Raw genomic sequence first — 26,485 nt, forward strand, 5'->3', positions numbered from 1 at the left:
ACTTTGACGCCATGATCCTGAACACGTAACGTAATCCCCCGCTTACCGCAGGGGAGAGGGAGAGCGAGCATGGCGAGAGTTCTGGGTGTGGTTCGCCTGTCGAGGGTGTCGGACGAGACCACATCGCCGGAGCGTCAGCGTCGGTCCATCCAGCGATGGGCCGATCAGGAGGGGCACGTCGTCGCGGGGTGGGTCGAGGACATCGACGTGTCCGGCGGGGTCGAGCCGTGGAAGCGCCCGGAGTTCGGCAAGTGGCTTCCGTCGACCATCGGGAAGGAGACCAGTGCGATCGAGCATCGGATCGCGATGGAGGAATCACGCGCCGATGAGTACGACATCATCTGCGCGCTGAAGATCGACCGCCTCTCGCGGCGTGTGCTCCACGTGCACACCCTCCTGGAGTGGTGCGAGAAGAACGGCAAGGAGGTCGCCACTGTCGAGGACGGAATCAACCTCAACACGCAGATGGGGAAGCTCCTCCTCAGCCTGATCGCGTCCTTCGCGGAAGGGGAGCTCGAAGCGATCAAGGCGCGGGCCAAATCCTCGTACAACCACCTGGTCAAGGAGGGCCGCTGGCGCGGCGGTCGCACGCCGTACGGCTACCGCGAGGAGAAGCAGGAGACGGGTGACGGATGGAAACTTGTCCCTGACGACTACGGGACCGACACGGCCGGGACGCTCCGCGAGATTGTTGGTCGCCTCATCGCGGGCGAGTCGGCGAACAGTATCGCGCAGTGCCTCAACGAGGACGTATCGAAGACTCCGACGTCTCTCGACGCCCAGATGATCCGAGCAGGCAAGACCCCGAAGGGCAGCCGCTGGACTGCGGCGAACACGGCGAAGGTCGTGCGCTCCCGCTGCATCCTGGGGCAAATGGAGGTGTCCGAGGAGGTCATGGCCGACGGGAAGAAGACGACACGACGCCGCGTCGTCCGGGACGCAGACGGCCAGCCGCTTCAGCGCGCGGAGCCACTCATCACGCAGGAGGAGTGGGAGCTGGCCAACAAGAAGCTGGACGAGAACACCAGTAAGCGCAACGGCAACCGCAAGGGCGGCTCACCCTTGCTCCGGGTCGCGTTCTGCACGTGCGGGGAGCCCGCGTACCGCGGCCCCGGCCGCAGCTGGCCCTACTACCGGTGTGCCTCGCGGACCACTCACAAGCCGTGTCCGACCGGAAGCAAGGGCATCGCGGCGCACACACTGGAGGACGCTGTGGAGAAGGCGTTCCTCCTCGCCGCCGGGGACGTCGAGATCGTCCGGAAGGTCTTCCGCCCGGGAGTGGACTACACGCGCGACATCGAGGAAGTGAACCGTGCCCTGGCGGATCTGCGAGAGGACCGCGAGGCAGGCCTCTACTCAAGCGAGCTGGGCAAGCAGGAGTACCGCGAGACGTACAAGCGGCTGGACGCGCGACGTGAGCAGCTCATCGCCCAGCCCACGCGACCGGACACCTGGGAAGAGATCCCTACAGGGGAGACGTACCGCGAACGGTGGAGCAAGCTCCCGACCCAGCATGAGAAGGGCAAGGAGCTTCGCGCCGCAGGGGTCAAGGCCGTCATCCACGCCGAGCCGCTCCGGGGGATGACCGTCGCGCAACTCATGTCCGCCGAAGGCCATGACGGGATGTGGCAGCACCCCGTCGGACGGGTTCAGGTTCTGATCCCGATGGACTTCAAACAGCGTGTACGCAACATGGCGGCGGTCCGCAGCGAAGACTGACGAGGGGCGAGAGGGAGTGAGGGGGCCCTGTGCCGGGGCCCTCTCGGCCTTTGTAAGCTGCCTGCCAGGTCGTCGCCGTCGCTCCCGACCGCACGAGACCGAGTCCGGGCATTACGCCTCGGGCGCCACCTGTGATGAGAGACCGCGCCGTCCGGCGCCGGTCCACCCCCGCGAAGAAAGGGAGGCACATGTCCCGCCGTCCGGCGGGGGCTACCGGCGCATCCGTGCGCCTCACAGGAAGGGGTCCGACAAACCGTGGGAGCCATCACCACCAAGGGGCGCAAGCTCCACCAGATCGAGCACGTCCCGTACGAGAAGGCGTTCCTCATTGGCGACCTGCTCACCAGCAACATCACCATGCTCGCCGGCGAGCCCAAGGCCGGGAAGACGAACTTCGCCGCTGGGATGTCCGCCGCTCTCCTGAACGGAGCGGACGAGTTCCTCGGCCTGCCTGTGCTGCGCCCCTGCCGCCACATCGTCTTCGGCCTCACCGACGACGGCGCCGAGGGAGAACTCCGCGAGCGCCTTCACGGGGCAATCCCGAGGGACTCCGTCACCGTCTTCCCCGTGGAGGACACCAGTCAGCCCGGCTACTGGCAGGGCGTCCACGACGACCTCGTGGCACTGGGCGCCGATCTCTTCGTCCTCGACAACGTGCTCGGCGCCCTCGGCGACGGCGAGGACGTCGCCTCCTCCGTAACGGCTCGCAACACCATCGACAAGCTCAAGTCCGTCAGCAAGTCCGGCATCCCTGTCCTTGCCGTCACCCACACTCCGAAGGGCAACGGCGAGGGGCTGACCACAGCTTCCGCCCCCATCGGCGGGCGAGCAATGGCCGGAGGTGTCCGCGGCGTCATCGTCCTGCGGAAGTCCAAGAAGGGCCGCAGCATCCAGACCGCGATCAACCGGGCCCGGAGCGACCTCGACATCGCGGTCACCATGAGGACGGCGAGCAACGGCTCGGAGATCCCCATCTGGGAGCGAGTGGAATCGGGACTCAAGGTCGTCAGCCTGCCCAAGGCGAAGACCTGGGACGAAGACCTCATCGCACGGATCATCGAGGAACAGCCGGAAGAGGAGTCGGCGCTCGCGTTGTCGAAGCGCTACGCGCCCGTCGTCGACAGGAAGGCCGAGACCGTACGGCCGAAGCTCAGGGACCGGCTGGAGCGTGTCGACGGGCGCTGGGTCCGAAAGCCTGCCGACATGGCCTGAGCGCTGGTGGTGGTGACGGCTCCCCCTTACGGGAAGTGTCACCACCACCAGCTACCTCGCTCCGCTCGGCAAGCCTCGCTCCTCACTTCACTTACGTAAGTACGTCAGCCGTCTGAACTCTGGCGGCCTGCGGCCGACCAGCACGCAGATCGCTGGCGAACTGCGAAGCCAGAAGCCGTGCAGCGGCGAAGAGGTAAGCAGCAGGGGCGGCCGGGAGGCCGCCACATTCGGAAGACGCCTGACAGGTGTGTGACCCCTTTCGGGGCCGACAGAGCATGTGCATCTCGACAGTAAACGGCTGTGGGGCGCGACAGCGGCCCTCGGGGCATGACCCCTGACCCGCCGTCGCTGACCGCGACAGCGCTCGCGCTGAACGAGGATGTGCTACGCGATGCCCATGCCTGAGTCACCGCTGGCAGCGCCTGCGACGGAAGGGAAGGGGCACTGGACCGCTGCGACGACGGCGGCCCGGCGGGCCGCCAAAGATGCGTCGCGGACGTGATCGGCCGCAGCCTCCAGCAGGTCGAGCTGTCCGGCCCACGCCTGGGCGACGCCGAGGAGCCGCCAGCTCCCGACAGCCCACTCGCTCGCGTCCTCGCGTTCGCCGCTGAGCACGGCGAGGACGCGGTGACCGAGGAGCGCATCGAGCTGGCCAAGCAGGGCCGGCTGTAGCTTCTGCCTCTCGCCTTGCCGTAGGAGAGGGTGATCCCCCTCCTACTCGAACGAGGCAGCAGGGTACGGGAGTTGAGACCGTGAGCGCGTTGCTCAGAGTGCCGCCTGCGCCGTACCGTGACCGCGTGGCAACCTTCAACCAGCACAACCAGACTGTCGGCGTTCAGCACAACGCTGAGAACATGATCGTTGGATCGTCGGCCTCGATGGCCGACATTGCTGCTGGGCTGGAAAACGTCCTGGCGCAAGCTCACCAGACGGATCCGCCCCTGCCTCCCGAGGTGCAGGCGGAGCTGGAAGCCGCGCGTAATGCAGCAGCGTCCGGCGACACCGCTGAGACGGGAGGACGGCTGCGGCGAGTGCTTGAGATGGGCAGCCTGGCCACGGGCATCGGGAGTCAGATCGCCGCAATGCTTGGGGCGCTCAGTGGATGAAAGCAGCTTCGACCAGCAGGGGCAGCACGTAGGACTTCAGTTCAACGCCGATCGCCAGACAATTGAAGAGACGGTATTCGGCGACAAGTACTCGATCACCGTTGACCACCAGGCGGACTCTCCACGTCAACGCGCCGCGAGCGAGATGTACGTGAACATGGCGCGACTCTCCGAGACTGTCAAGCAGGTCTGGAGCCACGTAGTGGAAAGGGGGAATGCCCCCGGTGACACAGATGAGCTTCAACGACTGCGGCACGACACGCTGACGTACCTTGACCAGCTCACGGTTCAGCTCCTCCGATTTCGCGCCGCAGTGCCGTCATGGAAGGAGGAGAGTGGGCCCAAATTTCTGCACGATGAATTCATCGAAGCAATGAATGAGGTCATGAGGCTGGCGGCCAGATGGAGCGGCGAGATTCACCAAACCCCAAGAGATGCGCTTACAGCAGAGATCTGGCCTGAAGTCGAGGGCGCAGTAATGCACATGGAGGCCATGTTGAGGATGTTCCTGCACAGAGTTGTGAGAGCTTGATCAACCCTGAAACCGTGGCGCGACCTCGGCCGGTAAGACTCGGCGGTCGGGCAAAGACCCTTCCGGGGGTCATACCCCCCACCCCCTTCCACCATCTTCAAGGCTGGCCCGTGCCGCGGCCGACGAATGGCTGTGCGCCCGCGCGAGCGGCTGGCAGGCTGCGCTACCAGCGGGCCCGCGAGATCGCAGCGACGCACAGGCAGACGGCATACGTCGGTTACCGCCGCGACCGACAGGGCGCAGCGCGTGATCAGAAACGAGCGTCTCAGAAACCAAGGTTTGCGAGACGAGGTATCAGGCATCCCAGAAGGGAGCCCAGTGCTGTTCAAAACCCGTCTCGAAACACCCGCCTCAGGCTTGACGTATTGAGACGAGTTTTGAGACGGTCTCGGCTGTGACGACGAACATGAACACTGGCCAGCTCGTCGGGTACGCCCGCGTCTCCACCGGCGACCAAGAGGCGCAGCTCCAGCGCGACGCGCTCGCCGACGCAGGCTGCGCCCGCATCTTCGAGGACAAGGCGAGCGGCAAGAACAGCGATCGGCCGGAGTTGCACGCAGCACTCGACTACGTCCGTGCCGGCGACACCCTGTGCGTGTGGAAGCTGGACCGCTTCGCTCGGTCGCTCATCGACCTCGTGTCCATGGTCGACACCCTTCGAGAGCGGGACATCGGCTTCAAGGTGCTCACGGGTGCACTGGCCGACATCGACCCCGGCACGGCCGACGGCCGCCTCATGCTCCAGGTCGTCGGAGCGATGGCCGAGTTCGAGCGCAGCCTCATCAAGGAGCGCACCCGCGCCGGGCTGGACGCGGCCAGGGCGCAGGGGCGTACCGGTGGACGGCCCGCTGCCATGAACGACGACATGCTCACGGTCGCCCGCGCCAGACGGGCCAAGGGCGAGAGCGTCAACGCCATCGCCAGGGCCCTGGGCGTCTCACGCGCCACGCTGTACCGGCACATCGGCGAGGGCGCCTGAGGCAGGCGTACCCGCCGCCCGCCGGACGTCTTGCGTGGAGTGGACTCGAAGGGGTTCGCTTGGCGTCCATGGAATACACGCAGCTGGGACGTACCGGACTCAAGGTCAGTCGCATCGTGCTCGGCACGATGAACTTCGGGCCTCAGACGGATGAAGCCACCAGCCACACCATCATGGATGCGGCGCTCGATGCGGGGCTGAATTTCGTTGACACTGCAAATGTGTACGGGTGGGGCGAGAACAAGGGGCGCACCGAGGAGATCGTCGGTACCTGGTTCGCCAAGGGCGGCGGGCGTCGTGACAAGGCGGTCCTGGCCACCAAGGTCTACGGGAACATGGGCGCCGACGGACCGGCCTGGCCCAACCATGACCGGCTCAGCGCCGTGAACATCCGCCGCGCCGTGGACGCTTCCCTCAAGCGGCTCCAGACCGACTACATCGACGTCTACCAGTTCCATCACATCGACCGGTCGACGCCGTTCGAGGAGATCTGGCAGGCGATCGACGTCCTGATCCAACAAGGGAAGATCCTGTACGCCGGTTCCTCGAACTTCCCCGGTTACAAGATCGCCCAGGCAAACGAGATCGCGAAGACACACGGCCGGGTCGGGCTCGTCAGCGAGCAGTGCCTGTACAACCTCGCCGAGCGCCGCGCCGAGATGGAGGTCATCCCTGCCGCGCAGGACTACGGCCTCGGCGTCATCCCGTGGTCGCCGCTGCATGGCGGGCTGCTCGGCGGAGTCCTCAAGAAGGAGGCCACGGAGGGGCGCCGGGCGAGCGGACGGGCCGCCGACGCCCTCAAGGACGCCCGCACGCGCGAGCAGATCCAGGCGTACGAGAACCTGCTCGACAAGCACGGCATCGAACCGGGCGAGGCCGCCCTGGCCTGGCTGCTCACCCGTCCCGGCGTGACAGGACCGATCGTCGGCCCGCGCACGCAGGAACAGCTTGATTCGGCGCTGCGCGCCCTCGACCTGGACCTGGGCGCGGAGCTTCTTGCGGCTCTCGACGAGATCTTCCCGGGGCCGGGGCCGTCCCCCGAGGCTTTCGCATGGTGAAGTAACAAATCTGCATGTGGACCGCTGCCTCCTGCTCTGCGTGCAGGGCGAGTTGGGGGTGGCGGTCTGCGCTCTCCGTGGTCCCGCATGCGCGCTGGCGACACGCTACGATGCAGTTCGGCGTCAAAATTGCCGGTTGGCGGTGTCGAAGAAGTTGACACCTGCGTCCAGCGCAGCGTCCATGATGGCGTGACTGTCGGCTTCGTTGGTCTGCGGACCGAAATTCATGGTGCCAAGGACAAGTCGGCTGACCTCGAGTCCGGTGCGTCCGAGCTGCGTGTACTTCATGGGCACCCAGCCAACGCCTTCGAGTCCGCTCAAGGCAAGTGGCCGGCGGACGGTCTCAGCGGGTCTCGAGGTCCTTCAATGTCGTTGCCAGCCAGCTCAGTTCCGCCTCGCTCGTCGCGCGGTCCGCCTGCTCGGCGGCCCCCGGGAGATGGCTGCGGAAGGCGAGCACGGTGAACCAGCGGTTCTCGTCGCTGATGTCCACCGCGTCGGCCTCGCGCAGCCAGCGGCGCAGCTCCTCGCGCCCGGGGTGCGGGTCGTGCCGGTCCCGGAGGCGGGCACAACATCACGCTGGACAACCCCGAGGCGTTCGCGAGGGAGACCGCCCGGGGGCTGGGGCTCGCCTGACGGGAGCCGGCGCCGCAGGCTCTCAGCCGCCGAGCGCGGCTGCCACGGCGACGACGGCGAACATCAGCACGAGCACGGCCGCCATGATGCGGTTTCTGGTCTTCGGGTCCACCCGTCGAGCGTAACCGCACCGCTCAGTGTCCCAGCGACCAGGATGCGACCACCTCGTACCGCGGCTGCTCCCCCGGCACACCGGAGACCGGCAGATTGCTGCGTACGAGAGCGACCTCGCCGACCTCCCACGGTGTGCCCTCGAAGGTGTCCAGGGCCTCCAGATAGGGGCGCAGGTCCGCCTCGGCGCGGCTGCGGGCGAGGGTGAGGTGCGGGGTGTAACGGCGGTGCTCGTCCATCGGCACGCCGGCGCGGCGGGCGGCGGCGTCGGCGCGCTCGGCGAGGAGCCTCAGCGTGTCGAGGCCGCCCGCGGCCCCGGCCCACAGCACATGGCCGTCGAACCGGCCGCCGCGGTGGATGCGCAGCGGGAACCGCTCGGTGTGACTGGCGGCGCGCGTCAGCCGCTCGTGCAGATCGGGCAGCAGCGCGTCGTCGACCACACCGAGGAAGGCGAGCGTGAAGTGCCATGCGTCGGTTCCGGTCCAGCGCAGGCCACCGGCGCCAGGAAGGGTGTGCAGCGGGGCGACGGCGCGGCGGAGCTCCGTGATGGCGGTGTCGGGCGGCAGGACGGCGACGAACAGTCTCATGCGGCTCATGAACCGAGTGTCGCACCGTAACGGCGTGTCCCGGTCACCGTGCGTATCGTTGTATGAGCGGCTGCCCCGCGCCCGTGCGGCAGCGGGGAGGAAGCGGCACGATGACCGTCGTGGACACCGACAGGATCGAGATGGCCGAAGAGCGCGACGAGCGCACTCTGGACTCCATGTTCGAGTGGCTCGAGAAGATGCCCGTCCCCGAGGGAATCAAGACCGAGATCGTCGGGGGAAACATCTTCATGTCGCTTCAGCGGAACACCCACTGGGACATCATTGCCGACATTTTCGAGCAACTGCGGGCCACGTATCCGCGCAGGCGCGTGAAGTCCGATGTGCGGGTCGACTTTCCTGGACACCTGAACGGGTTCGCGGCAGATGTGCTGGCGCTGAGGGAGGACGCCGCGAAGGACGGCAAAGGAAACTGGCTGTTCTCGGGTGTGGAGTTCGTGGCCGAGGTGATCTCGAAGGGCACCGCGATGAACGACTACGGACCGAAGAAGGACGCGTATGCGGCGGCGGGCGTTCCGGTGTACTTGATCGCCGACCCGTACAGCGGCGAGTGCCACGTTTTCCGGAATCCCACGAACGGCGTGTACGGATCGAAGCTGACCGTGCTTTTCGGCACAGACATCGACCTCACCGACACCTCCGCCGGTATCACCCTCCGAACCGACGAGTTCCCACGCGACTGACGTCCTCCGCACATGCAGCGGCCCCGACCGGCAGGTTCACCGGTCGGGGCCGTATCACGTCCGTGGCGGACCGGGCTCAGGCCGCCGTCGCCAGCTGCTCGCGCGGGACGAACCGCACATGCGGGTGGCCCGGCCGCAGGTCGACCTTGAGGCGCAGGCCGCCGACGCGGGCCAGCATGAAGCCGACGCCGAGCGCGGCCAGCAGCGAGAAAGCGCCGCCGACCGCCATGGCGGTCCGGACGCCGTACGCGTCGCTGATCCAGCCCACGACCGGGGCGCCCACCGGCGTACCCCCGACGAAGACCATCATGTACAGGCTCATCACCCGGCCGCGCACGGCCGGGTCGGCCGCCATCTGGACGCTCGTGTTCGCGCTGATGTTGGTCGTCAGGCCGATCATGCCGATCGGGACCAGCAGGATCGCGAAGAGCCAGACGGACGGCGACAGGGACGCGATGATCTCCAGGAGACCGAACGCGGTCCCCGCCGCCACCAGCATCCGCAGCCGCGAGGAGCGGCGGCGGGCGGCGAGCAAGGCGCCGGCCAGGGAGCCGGCGGCCATGAGGATGTTGAAGAACGAGTACATCCCGGCGCCGCCGTGGAAGATCTCGTCCGCGAAGGCGGTGAGCCAGATCGGGAAGTTGAAGCCGAACGTGCCGATGAAGCCGACGAGGACGATCGGCCAGATCAGCTCGGGGCGGCCGGAGACATAGCGCAGCCCCTCGCGCAGTTGCCCCTTGGCGCGCGGCACGACGACCGCCTTGTGCAGTTCGCTCGTACGCATCATCAGCAGACCGATGAGCGGGGCAATGAACGACAGACCGTTGAACATGAACGCCCAGCCGCTGCCGACGGTGGTGATCAGGACACCCGCGACGGCGGGGCCGATGAGCCGGGCGGACTGGAAGTTGGCCGAGTTCAGGCTGACCGCGTTGCGCAGCTGGGCCGGGCCGACCATCTCGGAGACGAACGACTGGCGGGCCGGGTTGTCGACGACCGTGACCATGCCGAGAAGGAAGGCGATCAGGTAGACGTGCCAGACCTGGACGACTCCGGAGAGCGTGAGGACGGCGAGGGCGATGCCGCAGAGGCCGAGCGCGGCCTGGGTGACGAGGAGGAGCTTGCGCTTCGGGAGCCGGTCGGCGATGACGCCGCCGTACAGGCCGAAGAGCAGCATGGGAAGGAACTGGAGGGCCGTGGTGATGCCGACGGCGGCGGCGGACCCGGTGAGGCTCAGGACGAGCCAGTCCTGCGTGATGCGGGACATCCAGGTACCGGTGTTGGAGATCACGGCGCCCGTGGCGAACAGGCGGTAGTTGCGGATCTTCAGCGACGAGAAGGTCCCGCCGGGCTTGCTCTCGTGGGTGGACGTCGGTGCGGGGGCGGAGTCTGCTCCGGATCCCGTACTCAAAGGGGTTCGCCTCCTCGGCGTGGACTTTTCACTGACTGACGAGGCAGTGACGGCGGTACCGGACCGTGGTCCGGTACCGCCGCTACAGGTGGGCGAGCTTCTCCAGTACGGGCGCGGCCTTGCGCAGCGTCTCCCACTCTTCCTCGTCCAGACCCTCGGCGAGAGCGGCCAGCCAGGCGTTCCGCTTGGAGCGGCTCTCCTCGAGCATGGCTTCGGCCTGCTCGGTCTGGCTGACCATCTTCTGACGACGGTCATCGGGGTGCGGTTCCAGTCTGACCAGCCCCTTGGCCTCCAGCAGCGCGACGATGCGGGTCATCGACGGAGGCTGCACGTGCTCCTTGCGGGCCAGCTCACCGGGGGTGGCGGAACCGCAGCGGGCGAGCGTGCCGAGCACCGACATCTCGGTGGGGCTCAGCGACTCGTCGACGCGCTGGTGCTTGAGGCGTCGGCCCAGCAGCATCACGGCGGAACGAAGGGAGTTCACGGCGGCCGCACTGTCGCCGTCGTGGATCAGGTCAGGCATGTTCATTAGGGTAACTCATTACCTTTTCTAAAGACCATTCGGCGGTACACGCACACCCGATCGCTCACCCGAACGAGTGAGTTGGATGCGGAAAGTGACGCCAAGCGACCTCGGAGGCCTAACCCTGCTTGCCATGGGATCGACAGTGCTCAGCCTGCGGCTTGACGGTGAGCTGCTCGACCGGCTCCGGCAGCACGCCGCCAAACGCGGAATGAGCGTCCAGGACTATGTGGTCCGGACGCTCATTCGGGACGACTTCGACGAACGCTTCAAGACGGCCGTCGACGAGACGCAGAAGTTCTACGGGGCGGAAGAGGTCACGTGAGGCCGAGAGACGGCATCGCGTAGTAGAAGACGAAGACCGCCGACACCAGGTACATGGCCACCGGCACCTCGCGCCAGCGCCCGGCCACCACCCGAAGCACGGAGAAGGCGATGAAGCCGACGCCGATGCCGTTGGTGATCGAGTAGGTGAACGGCATCATCATCATGGCCAGGAAGGCCGGGATGGCGAGCGTGTAGTCGCTCCAGTCGATGTCCCGCACCGAGCCCGCGATGATCAGGAAGCCGACGGCCAGCAGCGCCGGGGTGGCAGCCTGCGACGGGACCATGGTCGCCAGCGGCGTCAGGAACAGCGCCACTGTGAACAGCAGGCCGGTGACCACGCTCGCGAAGCCGGTGCGGGCGCCCTCGCCGACGCCCGCGGTGGACTCCACGAAGCAGGTTCCCGCGGAGGCGGAGCCCGCACCGCCCGCCGCGACGGCGATGCCGTCCACGAACAGCACCTTGTTGATGCCGGGGAAGTTGCCGTCCTTGTCCATCAGCTTGGCCTCGTCGCCGACGCCGAGGATGGTGCCCATCGCGTCGAAGAAGCAGGACAGCAGCACGGTGAAGACGAACAGGATGCCGGTGAGCACACCGACCTTGTCGAAGCCGCCGAACAGACTGACGTGACCGATCAGCCCGAAGTCGGGGGTGGCGACCGGATTGCCCGGCCACTTCGGGACGGTCAGACCCCACGCCTCGCCCGGCAGATCGGCGACCGCGTTGATGATCAGCGCGACGACCGTCATCGAGACGATGGAGATGAGGATCGCGCCCGGCACCTTGCGGACGATCAGCGCGAGGGTGAGCAGCGCGCCGAGGATGAAGACCAGGACCGGCCAGCCGTGGAGGTGGCCGCCGCTGCCGAGCTGGAGCGGCACGGTGGTGTGCGCGGCGTCCGGGATGCGGGAGACGAAGCCCGAGTCGACCAGACCGATCAGCAGGATGAAGAGACCGATACCGATGGCGATGCCCTTGCGGAGCGACGTCGGTACCGCGTTCATCACGCGTTCGCGCAGCCCGGTCGCGACCAGCAGCATGACGACGATGCCCGCGAGGACGACCATGCCCATCGCGTCCGGCCAGCTCATCCGGGGGGCGAGCTGGAGGGCGACGACGGTGTTGACGCCGAGGCCCGCGGCCAGCGCGATCGGCACGTTGCCGATGACACCCATCAGAAGCGTGGAGAACGCGGCCACCAGCACGGTGGCGGTGACCAGCTGACCGCCGTTGAGCTGGTGCCCGTACATGTCCTTCGCGCTGCCGAGGATGATCGGGTTCAGCACGATGATGTACGCCATCGCAAAGAACGTGGCGAATCCGCCACGGATCTCGCGCGCGACCGACGACCCCCGCTCGGAGATCTTGAAGAAACGATCCAGGCTGCCGTGCGGCTGCGGAGCCGCGGGCTGCTTGGAGGCGACCGGAGCGGTGGCCGAGGGGGACATGTATGACCTCAGTCGTACGTAGAAAAAGCGAAAAAATGGGATGCGCTTTGGACTTTTACACGAATAAATCGAGCCAGCCGTAAGCAGATTCAGTATGAATACATAAGGCGAAGATCGCTATCTCCGCGCGTAGACCCATGGGCCGACTGGGCCGAGGGGCTTTGTATACGCGCCGCATACACTGAGCCCATGGCGAAGTGGACACCTACACACGAGGCACCCGAGCCCCTGGAGGGGCCCGTCGTCGCCACCATCACCGGCGGCACGATCCTCTGGTTCGTCCTCTTCCTCGTGCAGCTGCCGTTCTACGGCTGGTTCGACGACCACGGTCACGCGTGGTGGATCTGGACGTGTCTGGCCGGTGCCGGGCTCGGACTGATCGGTATCTGGTACGTGCGGGGGCGCGACGCGGCGATCAAGCGGGCGGCCGCCGCGGCCGGACGGGCTGATGCGTCCGGTGCCACCGACGAAGGTCAGGGCCGGCCCTGACTTCCGTGCCCTCCTAGGAGGGTGCTGAAGATCTTGGCCGGATCAGCGAGCGGCGTCTGGTGCGTGCAGCTGCAAGGCGCCGAAGCGGCCTCATAGCGGAGCTATCAGGCCGTTTTGGCAACGCCGCAGATGTGCGTGCAAGACGTCGGGAGCCCGGCCAAGATCTTCCGTGCCCTCCTAGGACCATTCCGCTCCTCCCCCGGTCTGATCTTCGACCCCCGGCGGGTGAACCGGACGTTCTACCCGTACCGTCGGAACCATGACGCAGAGGGCACTTAGCTCCTCCGGGGAGCACACACCCGGCCGTCCCCGGCCGGCCAGGATCGACGCCGGTTCCGAGCTCGACCCGGTCCACCCGATGAAGCTCCCTGCCCCGGCCGTCCGCATGAGCGGGCTGACCGCGGCCGAGGTGGCCGAGCGGATCGCCCGCGGCGAGGTCAACGACGTACCCGTCCGCTCGTCCCGCTCCATGGGCGAGATCGTCCGCGCCAACGTCTTCACCCGGTTCAACCTGATCATCGGCGTGCTCTGGCTGATCATGCTGATCGTCGCGCCGATCCAGGACAGCCTCTTCGGCTTCGTGATCATCGCCAACACGGGCATCGGCATCGTCCAGGAGTGGCGCGCCAAGAAGACCCTGGACAGCCTCGCGGTCATCGGCGAGGCGAAACCCACGGTCCGGCGCGACGGGGTCGCGGCCGAGATCTCCACCTCCGAGATCGTCCTCGGCGATCTCATCGAGCTCGGGCCCGGCGACAAGGTCGTGGTCGACGGCGCGGTCGCCGAGGCCGACAACCTGGAGATCGACGAGTCCCTGCTCACCGGCGAGGCCGACCCCGTACTGAAGCAGGCAGGCGACCCGGTGATGTCCGGCAGCTTCGTCGTCGCGGGCGGCGGCGCGTTCTCCGCGACCAAAGTCGGCCGCGAGGCCTACGCCGCGCAGCTCGCCGAGGAGGCCTCCCGCTTCACGCTCGTCCAGTCCGAGCTGCGCAGTGGCATCAGCATGATCCTCAAGTACGTCACCTGGATGATGGTGCCGGCCGCGATCGGCCTCATCATCAGCCAGCTCGTCGTCCACAACAGCAACGTCCAGGACTCGATCGCCCGCGCCGTGGGCGGCATCGTCCCCATGGTCCCCGAGGGCCTGGTCCTGCTCACCTCGGTCGCCTTCGCGATCGGTGTCATACGGCTCGGCCGCAAGCAGTGCCTCGTGCAGGAGCTGCCCGCCATCGAGGGTCTCGCCCGGGTCGACGTCGTCTGCCTGGACAAGACCGGCACGCTCACCGAGGGCGGCATGGACGTCACCGAGGTGCGGGCGCTGAACGGCGCGGACGACCCGTACATACGCCAGGTGCTGAGGGCCCTCGGCGCATCCGATCCGCGGCCCAACGCCAGCCTGCAGGCGATCATCGACGCGTACCCGTCCCCGAACGGCGAGGCATGGCGGTGCACGGAGGCACTGCCGTTCTCCTCGGCACGCAAGTACAGCGGCGCCGCGTTCGTCGAGGCCGACGGGCGGTCGTCGACCTGGCTGCTCGGCGCACCCGATGTGCTCCTCCCGGACCAGGACCCGGCGCTCGATGAGATCGAGCAGCTGAACGAGCAGGGGCTGCGGGTGCTGCTGCTGGCGCGCGCCGAGGGCAAGCTGGAGGGGCCGGAGATCGCCCACAGGGCGGTACCGACCGCGCTGATCGTGCTGGAGCAGCGGCTGCGGCCGGACGCCGGGGACACGCTGCGCTACTTCGCCGACCAGCGGGTCGCCACGAAGGTCATCTCCGGGGACAACGCAGTCTCGGTCGGCGCGGTCGCGGGCAAGCTCGGCCTGCCCGGCGCCGAGCACACGCTGGACGCGCGCCGGCTGCCCACGGCCCCGGACGACATGGCCACGGCCATGGAGCAGAACGCGGTCTTCGGCCGGGTCACCCCGCAGCAGAAGCGTGAGATGGTCGCCGCCCTCCAGTCCCGCGGACACACGGTCGCGATGACGGGCGACGGGGTCAACGACGTGCTGGCACTGAAGGACGCCGACATCGGGGTCTCGATGGGTTCGGGCTCCGAGGCGACACGCGCCGTGGCCCAGATCGTCCTGCTGAACAACAGCTTCGCGACGCTGCCGTCGGTGGTCGCGGAGGGCCGCCGGGTGATCGGCAACATCACCCGGGTCGCGACCCTGTTCCTGACGAAGACCGTCTACTCGGTACTGCTGGCGATCCTGGTGGTCTGCTTCCAGGTCGAGTACCCGTTCCTGCCCCGGCATCTGACCCTGCTGTCGACGCTGACGATCGGCGTCCCGGCGTTCTTCCTGGCCCTCGCGCCCAACACGGAGCGGGCCCAGCCGCACTTCGTCCGCAGAGTCATGCGGTACTCGGTGCCCTCCGGCCTCATCGCGGGCATCGCCACCTTCGTGACGTACATGATCGCCCGGCACTACTACACGGGGGCAGGGGCGTTGGACGCGGAGACCAGCGTGGCGACGCTCACGCTGTTCCTGGTCTCGATGTGGGTGCTCGCGATCATCGCCCGCCCGTACACGTGGTGGCGGATCGTTCTGGTCGCGTCGATGGGAGCGGCGTTCCTGGTCGTGCTGGTGGTGCCGTGGCTGCAGAACTTCTTCGCGCTGAAGCTGGTGGGCGCGGTCATGCCGTGGACGGCGGTGGCGATAGCGGTGATGGCGGCGGCTGCCCTGGAGTTCACCTGGAGACTGGTCAGCCGCCGCTTCCCCGCTTAGCCGCTACCGCACGTCGACGAAGTCACCGGCGGTGGTGACGGCCGGAGTGGTGGACGTACCGGCGAAGCTGTAGCGCCAGTAGCCGTCGACCGAGGCGGTGACCGTGGTCTTCAGGCCGCCGGTGCTGTTCGTCTTGATCGTCTTCACCGTGGTGTACGTGGAGCTGGTCTTCTTGCGGAACTGAAGCTTCACCGGCTGGCTCGTGTAGCCCGCGTAGGTGTGCGTCTCCCAGTTGGCGCGCGACAGCTTGCCCGTGACCGTGATGGTCCTGCCCTTCTTGACGGGCTCCGGGGAGGCGTTGACCGTCAGCTTCGACAGCCGCTGGATCTTCGCCGTGGCGTAGGAGTCGTAGTTCGTGCTGGAGCCGTCCTTGGCCTCCGCGCCGGCGAGGACGTGCCAGGAGCCGGCCAGCGCGTTCTTCGGCAGATTGGCCCTCGGGTCGATCGTGACGGTGTACGAGCAGGTGGAGGTGGTGGCGCTCGCGGCCTTGCAGGTCGCTGCCTCCTCGTTCGGCAGCAGCACGCCGTCCAAGCCCACGTCCAGGCTCTTCCCGTGCCACAGGATCACCCAGCCGTCGGCTATGCCGGAGGCGTGCGAGGCGGTGACCGACACGGTGATGGTCTTCGCCGCCGTCGTGCCCAGGACGGTGTTCTTGCCGCCGTTGACGCTGACCTTGGTGATGACGGGATTCGCCGTTGCCGCGTGCGCGGCCGGGACGGCGAGGGCGGACAGGGCCAGGGCGCCGGACGCGGCGGCGACGGTGGCACGAATACGCATGTTCTCTCCGGTGGAGAAAGGGGTCCGTCGGGCAGGTGGCGTGGTGGCTCCGGCCGCGGGGGACCCGATGGGTCAGTGCGTCCGCGGACCCGACGGGCCGGACGGGGACGCACGGAATGGGGGCACGAGAAGCGGGACCCCCTCCCGGAGATCCCGCTTCTCGTGTGGACCACGTGTGGAACTATGCCTGCAATCAGGCGTGGAACTACTGCACGTCGACGTAGTCACCGGCGGTGGTGACGGCCGGGGTGGTGGACGTGCCGGCGAAGCTGTAGCGCCAGTAGCCGTCGACCGTGGCCGTGGCCGTGGTCTTCAGGTAGCCGGTGCTGCTCGACTTGATCGTCTTCAGCGTGGTGTAGGTGGAGCTGCCCTTCTTGCGGAACTGGAGCTTCACCGGCTGGGCCGAGTAGCCGTGGTAGGCCAGGTCGTCCCAGCTCGCGCGGGTCAGCTTCCCGGTAATCGTGATGGTCCTGCCCTTCTTCACGGGCTCCGGAGAAGCGTTGACCGTCAGCTTCGAGAGGCGCTGGAGCTTGGTGGTACCCAGGCCGTCCTGCAGCGCGAAGTCGATCTTGGTGGGGTCGGGGTTGGTCGGGTCCTGGCCGTTGTAGTCGACGGCGAAGCCCATCGCCTTCCACGTCGTGGCGTCCGCGTTGCCGAGGAGGTCGTAGTACGGCGAGATGTCGATCTGCCCCTTGCAGGTGGCGACCGTCGAGGAGACGGCCTTGCAGGTGGGGGGCTTTGCGCCGTAGAGCTCGTTCGTCGGAGCGTCGAACGAGCCGCGGTAGAGCCCGACTTCGAGCATGAAGCCGGCGGCGAAGATGTTTACGTCGGCGGCGTGCGTCACGGTGTACGTGGTCGCCACGGTCTTCGTGGCGGAGGTACCCACGGCGATCGGCTTGCCGCCGTTCACAGTGAGCTTGGAGAAGGTCAGGTTGAGCGGGGCACCGACGGGACCGGCAGCGGTGACGGAGCGCGCGCCGGACTTCGCACCGGACTGTGCGCCGGACGCGGCCTGAGCGGCGCGCGCGGCATCGAGGACAGTGGAGCGGTGTGCGTCGTCGGCCTGAGCCGCAGACGGAACGACGAGGGCGGAGAGGGCCAGGGCGCCGGTTACGGCAGCCACAGTGGCACGAATACGCATGTTTCGTTCCCCAATGTGGAGAAGGGGCCCGCGGAGGTCGTCCGTTCCCGGGCCCAAGGTCGTCTGTGAAGCCTGGTGACTTCACAGATCGAGACCCTTGGGGCACGTAAACGGTTGTGTGACCCGTGGGGATTTTTGCGAATACGTGACCCTGCCCGGGTATTGGCGCGTTCCGCCCCCTCCGCCCTGTCAGTCGAACCAGCGGTCGCGCGCCAACTCCTCCGTGCGCGACGGGTCCTGCAGCAGAGCCGCGACCTCGAAACGGCGTGGCCACTGGCCCGCCGCCCAGGCCAGCCCCGCCGCGACACCCTCCAGCGTCGAGGCGTGAACAGTCCCGTCCGGGGTGCGGCGCCAGTCCAGCTCGACGCCGCCCGCACGGAGTTCGCCGTGTTCGACGTACGTGTCCGGGGTACCGGAGCCGAGCAGGATCCGTACCGACTCCGGCACCCGGTGCTCCTCGCCGTCCGTCGTCACCTCCGCCTCGACGGTCTCGCCGAGCCGCCGCACCTGGAACAGCTCGGCCAGTTCCGCGGCGCGCGCCGGGGCCACCGGCAGGAGCGGCAGGCTGCCCGTCAGTGGCAGCAGGTCGGGGGCGTCCGCGATCAGCGCGTCGGCCGCGTCGACGACCCGTACCTCGCCACCGACCACGGCCCGCAGCTCGTCGGGCAGCGTGACCTGTTCCGGGTCGAGATCGGCCAGGGCCGTGTACAGCTCGTGGAGTTGTACGGAGCCGACTGGGCGGTCCTCGTCCGCGAGCCGGCCGAGGAGTTCCGCCGCACCGCCCGGCTCGTCGAGGAGCGCGGCGACGGAGGTCCGTACACCGAGGGCGTGCAGCACCTGGGCGTCGTCGAAGCCGGTCGCATCGGTGGAGTCGTACAGCCCGGACAGCCGCGGGTCGCCACCGGCGGCCCGCAGCCCCGCCGGGCGGCGGCCGTCGAGCACCGGATGGTCGCGCAGCCACCAAGCGGTGTACGGGCGCACGGACTGGGTCGTGCCGTCCGGGAGCAGCACCCGCACCGGCTGGGTCAGCGCGTCGCGCAGCGGCGGCCGGGAGAGCAGGGCGAGCGCCTGCGGCCACGCGTCGTCGTCGACGAGGTCGAGGTCGCGGACGGCGACGAGTTCGGTGGCGACGGGCGGCACGGAGACCCGCCCGTCTTCGGACCACCACCCCTCGTCGTCACCGCTGCGCGGCGGCAGACTCAAGTGCAGCTGGTCGAGAATGTCCTCGCACCACACGTCGACGGCGTCGAGCAGTCCCGCGTCGTCGGGTTCGGCGAAGTCGCCTTCGCGTGGCTCCAGTTCGTCGGGATCGAGGACGACATCGGTGGCCCGGACGAGCGCGAAGGTGGCCAGCACCCCGCAGGCGGTCAGCGGCTGCTCACCCCAGCGGTCCGCCAGCTCCTCGTCGCAGAGCGCGAGTTCGCCCTCCCGCATGATGCTCGCGAACGGGCTTCCCGGCAGCACGAGTTCACCGGCAGGTGCGGGCTCACCGTCCTCGTCGGGGAGGGCGAGCGCACCAAGCCAGGGTTCGTCGCCCGGCTCGAGGTCGGCGTCCCGGACGAGCGTGAGGACGGTGTCCGCGAGCTCTTCCGCGTCCAGCGCGTCCTCGTCCCACACCTCTCCGGCGTCCAGCGAACCGGCGACGGCCGCACGCACCTGAGGGGTCGTCAGCACCGCGCGCGGGGTGGCGGGCAGGGCGCCCAGCTTCTCCAGGAGCGGATGGGCGGCATCCGGATGCGCGACCTTCAGCCCGAGCCGGGCCAGCCGGCCCAGGACCGGGCCGGTGAGGGCGTCGGGGAGCGGCAGGAGAACCTGGCGGGGGCCGATGGCGGTGCGGGGTGGCGCGATGCCGGGGGCGCCCACCGCGTTCTCCACCGCTCCGGCCAGCGGGACCGGGAGTCCGGAGAGCCGGTCGGGGTCGATTCCCGACAGGCTGTCGTACAGCCGCCGCCACCAGGCGGGTTCGCGCTCCAGACCGGCGAGCCGGTCGATCGCCTCGGTCAGCGGGACCCGGGCGACCCCGAGGGTACGCAGTTCGCTCCGGCGCTCAAGTCCCGCGGGCAGCAGGCACGGCAGCACCTCGGCCAGCACCTGAACGGTCTCGGCGCCCACCCCCTCCACGACCTCTGCCTCGATCGGCCGCAGCGCGGTGGTGGCCACGCGGACGCTCTCCGCCCCGGCGTCCCAGGTGTCCCACTGCTCGGGTTCGGAGGCGGCGTCGCGCGGGGCGGCGGGCTCCAGGAACGCGACGCGCGCCAGCCGGTCCAGGATCGCGCCGCGCACGGCACCGTCCAGTGCGCCCTTGCCGAGCGGGCCGGGCACGAGGTCGAGCGTGGCGACGGACACCGGATGCCAGTCGGCAAGCAGTTCGGCGTACGCGTCGGCCGCGCGCTGCACCAGGAAGTCGGTGAGCGGGCCGGGCGCGGGGTGACGGCGGGTGGTGTCGAGCGGCAGTGACGCGATGAGCAGGGCGGGGACGCCGAGGGGCTCGTCGGTGGGGGTCGGCGCGTGGACGACAGGGGCGGTACGGGGGTACACCGGCGCCCCTTCCACGTCCACGGGCACCGCCCAGGTCACCGACCAGTGCGGGCGCAGCCGTTCCTCCAGCGGGCGGTCGGCGAGCAGGGCCGGTTCGATCGGCCCGTGCTGGGCGACGGTGCGCCAGCGGTTCGTGCCGTACGCGGAGTCGTCGATGTGTGTGTACGGGCCCTGCTGGGAGCGGCGCAGCGTCCGCAGGTCCTCGGGGGTGTCGATGACGACCTCTTCGAGACCGCCGAGCGTCAGGAGGAGCGCGTCGTCGACGGCGTCGAGCAGCCGCCCGACGAGGTCCTCGGCGACGCCGTCGCGCAGCGGCAGGACGACGACGGTGTCGTACCCGTCCGGTGCGGTGCCCTCGGCGGGCAGCGGAAGACGCAGCAGCGGTACGTGGCCGTCGCGGCGGCGGAGTTCGTCACCGAGGCCCGGGCTGCCGACGGCGGCCTCGCGGGCGAGGTCACGGGCCTCGGCGAGGGACCAGCGGACGCCGCCGTGCCGGCCGATGACGGCGGGCTCGTCGCTGACCGCGAGGACGGCGGCGAACCCGACGCCGAACCTGCCGACGGCGGACTCGTGACCCTCGCGCTTGGCGGAGGCGCGGAGCGTGCTGAGCGATTCGACGCCGGTGGCGTCGAGGGGGGCGCCGGTGTTGGCGGCGGCGAGGACGGCGGGTCCGGTGTCCGAGGCGGGGTGAAGGGTGAGACGGAGCCGGCCGGGGACGCCGGCGCGAGCGGCCGCATCGGCGGCGTTCTGGGCGAGCTCGACGACGAGGCGGTCGCGGTAGCCGCCGAGCGCGAGGTCCTCCTCGGCGTTGGCGTCCTCCCGGAACCGGGCCGGAGCGGCGCCCCAGGCGTGGAGCACGCCGCGCCGCAGCCGTGCCGTCCCGAACGGATCGGCCCCCTCGGTCGCATTCATGCTCACGCTCTGACTCCGCTCTGTCCGGTGACGCGTTACCCGTGTGCGGCGGGGGTGTGTGCGCCTGCGTGCGCGTACACCCGTGCCGCCAGTGTGCGCCCGAAGGTACCGCGACCGGCAATCCTGCGTGGCGCGGCGGTGGGGCGCCACCCTTGTCCTCCATCGCCGCACATGCGCGAAATGCCCCGGCGCGGCACCGCCCGGGTCACATCCCCGTCAGGGCACGGGGGACCTTCTCGCCGAGCCGAAAGCGACGGCGGGGGGCTGCGAACCCGGCAAATCCTCGACGCCTTGTCCTCAGCCGCCGGACCGGGCTCGATTCCGCCCCCGAGGAACGCACCCGGCCACATCCAGCCCGCCCGGCGCTCGAGGACACACGCCCACCGGGCCACACCCGGAACCCACACCGAGCCCGTCCCGCGCTTGAGGACAACACCACCACCGGGAGCCCCGGGACCGCACCGCAGCACGCGACCCCAGCCACATCCAGCCCGTCCGGCGCTTGAGGACAACACGACCACCGAGCCGCACCCGCAAACCCATCCGGAACCCGCACCGAGCCCGTCCCGCGCTTGAGGACAACACCACCACCGGGAGCCCCGGGACCGCACCGCAGCACGCGACCCCCGGGTACCGCGAACCCGGCCCCCCAGCGGCCAGGAGCGTCAGGAGTGGCCCAGGTCCTCCGACGGCTCATCCGGTTCCACCGGAACCGATCCGCTGTCCCGCGCCGGGCGCAGCGGGTACTCGTCCACCTGCATCGTGTCCAGCGCGTGCGGCGTCGGCTTCGGCGGCTTCGGCATCACCGCTGCCTCCGAGTGCCCACCGCAGCCGTACGAGAGGGAGACCACATGACCGTCCGCCGGGCCGAACTCGTTCGCGCACACGCCGAAGGCCTGCCGCAGCGAACCCGCCAGCGGCACCAGGAAGGCGCAGGTGACACAGGATGCCGGTGCCGCCTGAGCCATCGGCGTCTTCGGGCCGAATGCCTCTTCCCAGCGGTCGGCCGCAGTATGCAGCCCGTACCGGGACAGCACCCGTGCCCGCCGCATGCCGAGCTCTTCCGCGAGCGCGGCGATGGAGCCGCGCCTCGTCGCCTCCGGGCGCGTCGTGAGTTCCGCGTCCTCCGCGTCGACGAGGTCGGCCATCTCCTCCGACATCTCGGAGGCCACCGAGTTCGGCGCCGGCTCGTCCTCGCCGCTGTACCCCGGCTCCAGACGCAGATCCTCCGCCTCCGTCGGCAGCAGATCACCAGGTCCCATGTCGCCGGGCCGCAGCCGCTCGCTCCATGGCACCCACTCGGGAGCGAGCAGCGCGTCGGTCCCCGGCAGCAGTACCGCCTCGTCGAGCGTGACGACCTTGGCGCGGGAGGCCCTGGCGACCGTCGCCGCCCAACGCCAGCCCTTGTAGCCGGGTTCCTTGCACTCGAAGTAGTGCGTGACGACCCGGTCCCCCTCGGAGACCAGGCCTACGTGCTCACCGACCTCCCCCGGCGCGGCCACTTCCTCGGCCGCCGCGCGCGCGAGGTCTACCGCCTCGGCGCACAGACGGTCGGGGGCAGGGGTACGGGCAGTACGGCTTCGCGTCGTAGCAGCACTCACAGGTCTCGCTTCTCTCCATACGCCGTCTCACGAGTGCGCCAGCAGATCCATCGATTTCGGCCATAACGGTTGCGGGCGGAGCGGACCTGGGGGCCGCGTCGACGTCCGCACCCGTTGTGCCTGCCTCGGGCGCGCCTTCTGCTATCCATTCTGCGGGATCGCCGAGAGGCGCGCGGCCAAGAACAACCGCCGGGGGCGCGCTACGCACGCTACCCTCTCCGCAGCTCCCCGCCCACCTCCCGTTCCAAACGACGGCTTCTCCACCGCGGTGTCCGGGCCGAGCAGTCGCAGGAATGCCCTGTCGGCAGGGTGCTCGCTGACCCGACAGGGCGGCGAACCCCGCGCCCCGTACCGTTCTCGGTTCGTTACCGCAGTGGCTGGGGCACTATGTCGAGGTGGCTTCCGCCAGGTCGCACGACGGGTCCGGCCCGCTCCGCAGGACGGCCCGGTCGATCGGTCATGCCCTGCACACGCCGTTCACCGGCACCGCGAAAGGCATCCGCAAGGCGACGCACGCCCACGGGGCCGGCGAGTCCGGACTCGGCAAACTGATCGAGTTGCACGCCGTGAACGGCGCGGGCGACGTGATGGTCACGGTGGCGCTCGCGTCGACCGTGTTCTTCTCCGTCCCGACGGACGAGGCGCGCGGCCGCGTCGCCCTCTACCTCGCCGTGACGATGGCGCCGTTCACTCTCCTCGCCCCGGTCATCGGCCCGCTCCTGGACCGTCTGCCGCACGGCCGCCGCGCCGCGATGGCGGGCGCCATGCTGGCGCGTGCGGTGCTCGCGCTCACGATGTCGGGCGCGGTCGCCACGGGCGGCCTGGAGCTGTATCCGGCGGCACTGGGCGTGCTGGTCGCCTCGAAGGCGTACGGGGTCGTGCGCAGCGCGGTCGTGCCACGCCTGCTGCCACCCCGTTTCTCCCTGGTGAAGGCCAATTCCCGGGTCACCCTGGCCGGGCTTCTGGCCACGGGTGTGGCGGCGCCGATCGGGGCCGGGCTGCAGACCATCGGTGCGCCCTGGCCGCTTTACGGCGCGTGCCTGATCTTCACCGGCGGCACCGTTCTCGCGTTCACGCTGCCCCACAAGGTCGACTCGGCGAAGGGCGAACGCCGCGCCCAGTTGGTCAAGCCGCACATCCATCAGCCCTCCGTCCGCACCAGGCCCTCCGGGGCCAACGGCAAGAAGGGCAGGGCCAGGGCCAACGGAAACAAGGAGAAGCGGCTGGGGCTGCGGACCGTCGGGCCGTCCGTCCTGCACGGGCTCCAGGCCAATGCCGCGCACCGCGCGCTCTCCGGCTTCCTGATCTTCTTCCTGGCGTTCCTGCTGCGGGTGCACCCGCTCGCCGGGCAGAGCGCGGCCGTCTCGCTCGGCATCGTCGGTGTCGCGGCCGGGGTCGGCAACGCCCTCGGCACGGCGATGGGCTCCTGGCTCCGGGCCCGCGGCCCGGAGGTGATCATCGCCTCGGTGCTGGGGCTGGCGCTCGGTGTCGCCGTCCTCGCCGCGGTCTTCTTCTCCACCGTGATGGTCGCCGCGCTCGGCGCTGTGGCGGGTTTCACCCAGGCACTGTCCAAGCTGTCGCTGGACGCGATGATCCAGCGCGACGTGCCCGAGGAGGTCCGCGCGTCGGCGTTCGCCCGGTCCGAGACACTGCTCCAGATGGCCTGGGTGGTCGGCGGCGGTATCGGCATCGTCCTCCCCCTCAACGGCGTACTGGGAATGTCGGTCGCTGCGGGGATCCTCGCCCTCGGTGCGGCAGCCTCCGTACGGGGTTTGCTGGGTGCGGCTCGGCGCGGCTCGCCGCACCCCCGCGTGGCGTGAGCGGGAGCGACCGATAGCCTTCGGCCCATGACCGTTGCGTTCTTCTCCGGTAAGGGCCGTCGAATCGGCGTCGCTCTTGGTGCCGTATCCGCGGGACTCCTTGTCCTGTCCGCCTGCGAAAAGCCGACGCCGCTCGCCACCGTGACGGTCGGCGACAACTCGGTGAGTGCCGAGGCAACCTGCTACAACGGCGGCGACGCCATCAAGGAGTCGCTGATCCAGGGCTGCCTCAACAACAAGAAGGCCGAGCACACCGTCAAGGTCGCGATGGACGACAAGGTCCGCTTCGGCGTCGACCCGAAGATCGCGGACAACGGCTGGACCCTCTTCATCAACGGCCAGCAGGCCGAGCAGGAGCCGTACAAGAAGACCTACCGGTCCATCCCGGGCAGCGCCTTCTTCTCCAGCCAGACCGGTGCGACCGCGAACAAGACGGAGATCAGCATCGTGGAGACCACGGGCAAGAAGCTCACGGGCATCTGGCACTTCACCTTCGTGAAGACCAGCTGACCCCCTCCCGACCCGGGAGGACCCTCCCCGTGCGTGTGCTCGTCGTGACCGCTGTCCCGGTGGAACGGGACGCGGTCACGCGTGCGTTCACGGACGGACCTGAGGTGGTCCGGGCACCGGGCGCCGAGCTGCACCGCGCCGGCGGTGTCGATGTCCTCGCGGGCGGCGCCGGTCCGGCATCAGCGGCCGCCGCCGCCGCGTTCGGGCTTGCCTCCGGGTCCTACGGCCTGGTGGTCTCCGCCGGTATCGGCGGCGGGTTCGCACCCGGCGCCCCGGTCGGCTCGCTCGTCGTGGCGAGCGCGATCGTCGCCGCCGATCTGGGCGCGGAGACCCCCGACGGGTTCGTGCCCGTCACCGCCCTGGGCTTCGGCCGGGACCGGTTCGAGCCGCCGCCGGCCCTGGTACGGGACGTGGCCGCCGCGACCGGCGCGGTCACCGGCGACATCCTCACCGTCTCCACCGTGACCGGCAGCGCCGCCCGCGCCGCCGCCCTCCGCGGCGCGCATCCGGACGCCGTCGCCGAGGCCATGGAGGGCTTCGGAGTCGCCGAGGCAGCCGACCGGCTGCGCGTACCGGTGCTGGAGATCCGGGCCGTGTCGAATGCCGTCGGCCCGCGCGACCGGGACGCCTGGCGCATCGGCGACGCGCTGGCCGCGCTCACCGACGCGTTCGGGAAGCTCACCCCCGTACTGGAAGGTTGGACCCAGCATGACCGACTCGACTGAGGGCACCGCGAAGCCCGGCACCGCTGTGAAGATCGCCTTCTCGCCGTGCCCGAACGACACCTTCGTCTTCGACGCCTGGGCGCACGGCAGGGTCCCCGGCGCGCCCGCCCTCGATGTCACCTTCGCCGACATCGACATCACGAACGGCATGGCCGAGCGTGGCGAGCTGGACGTGCTGAAGGTGTCGTACGCGGTGCTGCCCTGGGTCCTGGAGGAGTACGCCCTGCTGCCCTGCGGCGGTGCGCTGGGCCGCGGCTGCGGGCCGCTCGTCCTGACGAAGGAGCCGGGTACGGATCTGACGGGGAAGACCGTCGCCGTTCCGAGCGAGCGCTCCACCGCGTATCTGCTGTTCCGGCTCTGGGCGGCGGATGTCCTGCCGGGCAATGTCGGCGAGATCGTCGTCATGCCGTTCGACGAGATCATGCCCGCCGTGCGGGACGGGAAGGTGGACGCCGGTCTCGTCATCCACGAGGCGCGTTTCACGTACCGGAACTACGGGCTGCACAGCCTCGCCGACATGGGCGAGCACTGGGAGGCCACGACCGGGCTGCCGATCCCGCTCGGCGCGATCATCGCCAAGCGGTCACTGGGCGCGGAGACACTGAAGCTGCTGGCCGAGTCGATCCGCACGTCGGTACGGATGGCGTGGGACGACCCGGAGATGTCACGGCCGTACGTGCTGGAGCACGCCCAGGAGATGGACCCGGCCGTCGCCGACCAGCACATCGGGCTGTACGTGAACGAGTTCACCGCCGACCTCGGCAAGAACGGCTATGCGGCGGTCCGCGGGCTGCTCACGCGCGCGGCGGCCGAGGGCCTGGTGCCGCCCCTCGGCCCGGACGCTCTGTCGTTCGCCTGAGTCCGGCCCTGGCCGGGCCGGACGCCCGCTGCCGGGAGGGG

Annotated in this window: 24 protein-coding genes and 1 pseudogene; 15 read left to right on the top strand and 10 right to left on the bottom strand. The window is 69.3% G+C overall.

Going from position 1 to position 26,485, the window contains the following annotated elements; all coding sequences use genetic code 11:
• Positions 1-69 precede the first annotated feature (69 nt).
• From ACIBB8_RS13490 to ACIBB8_RS13520, 7 genes are all read left to right on the top strand, one after another.
• Complete coding sequence (locus ACIBB8_RS13490; RefSeq protein WP_398951520.1) at positions 70-1,719, top strand: recombinase family protein; 1,650 nt, start codon at positions 70-72, stop codon at positions 1,717-1,719.
• Positions 1,720-1,974: 255 nt separating this feature from the next.
• Positions 1,975-2,931: an AAA family ATPase gene (locus ACIBB8_RS13495; protein WP_398951522.1), complete on the top strand. Its 957-nt coding sequence runs from the start codon at positions 1,975-1,977 to the stop codon at positions 2,929-2,931.
• A gap of 498 nt (positions 2,932-3,429) precedes the next feature.
• Entirely contained in the window at positions 3,430-3,603 is a 174-nt protein-coding gene (locus ACIBB8_RS13500) for a hypothetical protein (RefSeq protein WP_398951524.1), read from the top strand.
• Between the two features lie 125 nt (positions 3,604-3,728).
• On the top strand, positions 3,729-4,037 hold the full coding sequence (locus ACIBB8_RS13505; protein ID WP_398951526.1) for a hypothetical protein: 309 nt from the start codon (positions 3,729-3,731) through the stop codon (positions 4,035-4,037).
• The gene (locus ACIBB8_RS13510; protein ID WP_398951528.1) at positions 4,030-4,569 is read left to right on the top strand and encodes a hypothetical protein; all 540 of its coding nucleotides are present in this window, start codon (positions 4,030-4,032) and stop codon (positions 4,567-4,569) included. Before ACIBB8_RS13505 ends, ACIBB8_RS13510 begins: the two co-directional genes overlap by 8 nt.
• Before the next feature lie 406 nt (positions 4,570-4,975).
• Positions 4,976-5,548: a recombinase family protein gene (locus tag ACIBB8_RS13515; protein WP_398951598.1), complete on the top strand. Its 573-nt coding sequence runs from the start codon at positions 4,976-4,978 to the stop codon at positions 5,546-5,548.
• 68 nt (positions 5,549-5,616) lie between these two features.
• Positions 5,617-6,606, top strand: coding sequence for an aldo/keto reductase (locus ACIBB8_RS13520; RefSeq protein WP_071365445.1), 990 nt, complete (start codon positions 5,617-5,619; stop codon positions 6,604-6,606).
• A gap of 135 nt (positions 6,607-6,741) precedes the next feature.
• Here ACIBB8_RS13520 and ACIBB8_RS13525 read toward each other — a convergent pair.
• The 3 genes and pseudogenes from ACIBB8_RS13525 to thpR all read right to left on the bottom strand — a co-directional run.
• Positions 6,742-6,894 (bottom strand): annotated as a pseudogene (locus ACIBB8_RS13525) (aldo/keto reductase); the annotation flags it as partial.
• Positions 6,895-6,949: 55 nt separating this feature from the next.
• A complete protein-coding gene (locus tag ACIBB8_RS13530; RefSeq protein WP_398951531.1) occupies positions 6,950-7,096 on the bottom strand; it encodes a hypothetical protein in 147 nt (48 codons plus the stop codon).
• 277 nt (positions 7,097-7,373) lie between these two features.
• Positions 7,374-7,937 carry an RNA 2',3'-cyclic phosphodiesterase gene (gene thpR / locus ACIBB8_RS13535; protein WP_398951600.1) on the bottom strand — a complete coding sequence of 188 codons (564 nt, stop codon included), beginning with the start codon at positions 7,935-7,937 and terminating at the stop codon, positions 7,374-7,376.
• Positions 7,938-8,047: 110 nt separating this feature from the next.
• Between thpR and ACIBB8_RS13540 the strand changes: the two genes are divergently transcribed.
• Entirely contained in the window at positions 8,048-8,638 is a 591-nt protein-coding gene (locus ACIBB8_RS13540) for a Uma2 family endonuclease (RefSeq protein WP_398951533.1), read from the top strand.
• A 76-nt stretch (positions 8,639-8,714) separates the two neighbouring features.
• Here the strand turns inward: ACIBB8_RS13540 and ACIBB8_RS13545 are convergent, their stop codons facing one another.
• Entirely contained in the window at positions 8,715-10,049 is a 1,335-nt protein-coding gene (locus ACIBB8_RS13545; protein ID WP_398951536.1) for an MFS transporter, read from the bottom strand.
• 82 nt (positions 10,050-10,131) lie between these two features.
• Complete coding sequence (locus tag ACIBB8_RS13550; protein WP_398951538.1) at positions 10,132-10,572, bottom strand: MarR family winged helix-turn-helix transcriptional regulator; 441 nt, start codon at positions 10,570-10,572, stop codon at positions 10,132-10,134.
• A 133-nt stretch (positions 10,573-10,705) separates the two neighbouring features.
• On the opposite strand from ACIBB8_RS13550, the gene ACIBB8_RS13555 reads away from it, so the two are divergent.
• Positions 10,706-10,897 (top strand): ribbon-helix-helix protein, CopG family, encoded by a 192-nt coding sequence (locus ACIBB8_RS13555; RefSeq protein WP_358862349.1) that lies wholly within the window; start codon positions 10,706-10,708, stop codon positions 10,895-10,897.
• On the opposite strand, the gene ACIBB8_RS13560 is transcribed toward ACIBB8_RS13555, so the two are convergent.
• On the bottom strand, positions 10,890-12,344 hold the full coding sequence (locus ACIBB8_RS13560) for an NCS2 family permease (protein ID WP_398951541.1): 1,455 nt from the start codon (positions 12,342-12,344) through the stop codon (positions 10,890-10,892). The two genes, ACIBB8_RS13555 and ACIBB8_RS13560, sit on opposite strands and share 8 nt — an antisense overlap.
• Positions 12,345-12,533: 189 nt before the next feature.
• Between ACIBB8_RS13560 and ACIBB8_RS13565 the strand changes: the two genes are divergently transcribed.
• Positions 12,534-12,833 carry a DUF2530 domain-containing protein gene (locus ACIBB8_RS13565; RefSeq protein ID WP_398951544.1) on the top strand — a complete coding sequence of 100 codons (300 nt, stop codon included), beginning with the start codon at positions 12,534-12,536 and terminating at the stop codon, positions 12,831-12,833.
• Positions 12,834-13,092: 259 nt separating this feature from the next.
• Positions 13,093-15,561, top strand: coding sequence for an HAD-IC family P-type ATPase (locus ACIBB8_RS13570; RefSeq protein WP_398951546.1), 2,469 nt, complete (start codon positions 13,093-13,095; stop codon positions 15,559-15,561).
• 3 nt (positions 15,562-15,564) lie between these two features.
• On the opposite strand, the gene ACIBB8_RS13575 is transcribed toward ACIBB8_RS13570, so the two are convergent.
• The 4 genes from ACIBB8_RS13575 to ACIBB8_RS13590 all read right to left on the bottom strand — a co-directional run bounded on the left by ACIBB8_RS13575 (position 15,565) and on the right by ACIBB8_RS13590 (position 22,530).
• Positions 15,565-16,338: a DUF5707 domain-containing protein gene (locus ACIBB8_RS13575; protein WP_398951548.1), complete on the bottom strand. Its 774-nt coding sequence runs from the start codon at positions 16,336-16,338 to the stop codon at positions 15,565-15,567.
• A 205-nt stretch (positions 16,339-16,543) separates the two neighbouring features.
• Positions 16,544-17,479, bottom strand: coding sequence for a hypothetical protein (locus ACIBB8_RS13580; RefSeq protein WP_398951552.1), 936 nt, complete (start codon positions 17,477-17,479; stop codon positions 16,544-16,546).
• A gap of 189 nt (positions 17,480-17,668) precedes the next feature.
• A complete protein-coding gene (locus tag ACIBB8_RS13585; protein ID WP_398951602.1) occupies positions 17,669-20,929 on the bottom strand; it encodes a sacsin N-terminal ATP-binding-like domain-containing protein in 3,261 nt (1,086 codons plus the stop codon).
• Positions 20,930-21,594: 665 nt separating this feature from the next.
• Entirely contained in the window at positions 21,595-22,530 is a 936-nt protein-coding gene (locus ACIBB8_RS13590) for a DUF3027 domain-containing protein (protein WP_398951554.1), read from the bottom strand.
• A gap of 395 nt (positions 22,531-22,925) precedes the next feature.
• Between ACIBB8_RS13590 and ACIBB8_RS13595 the strand changes: the two genes are divergently transcribed.
• The 4 genes from ACIBB8_RS13595 to ACIBB8_RS13610 are packed head-to-tail and all read left to right on the top strand — an operon-like array spanning position 22,926 to position 26,444.
• Positions 22,926-24,350 carry an MFS transporter gene (locus ACIBB8_RS13595; RefSeq protein WP_398951556.1) on the top strand — a complete coding sequence of 475 codons (1,425 nt, stop codon included), beginning with the start codon at positions 22,926-22,928 and terminating at the stop codon, positions 24,348-24,350.
• A 27-nt stretch (positions 24,351-24,377) separates the two neighbouring features.
• Positions 24,378-24,860, top strand: coding sequence for a DUF2771 domain-containing protein (locus tag ACIBB8_RS13600; protein ID WP_398951558.1), 483 nt, complete (start codon positions 24,378-24,380; stop codon positions 24,858-24,860).
• Positions 24,861-24,889: 29 nt separating this feature from the next.
• Positions 24,890-25,585, top strand: a complete 696-nt coding sequence (locus ACIBB8_RS13605; protein WP_398951560.1) for a futalosine hydrolase — start codon at positions 24,890-24,892, stop codon at positions 25,583-25,585.
• A complete protein-coding gene (locus ACIBB8_RS13610; RefSeq protein ID WP_398951562.1) occupies positions 25,569-26,444 on the top strand; it encodes a 1,4-dihydroxy-6-naphthoate synthase in 876 nt (291 codons plus the stop codon). Before ACIBB8_RS13605 ends, ACIBB8_RS13610 begins: the two co-directional genes overlap by 17 nt.
• The last annotated feature ends 41 nt before the right edge of the window (positions 26,445-26,485 follow it).

The organism is Streptomyces sp. NPDC051286 (assembly GCF_044455345.1).
GTDB lineage: Bacteria > Actinomycetota > Actinomycetes > Streptomycetales > Streptomycetaceae > Streptomyces.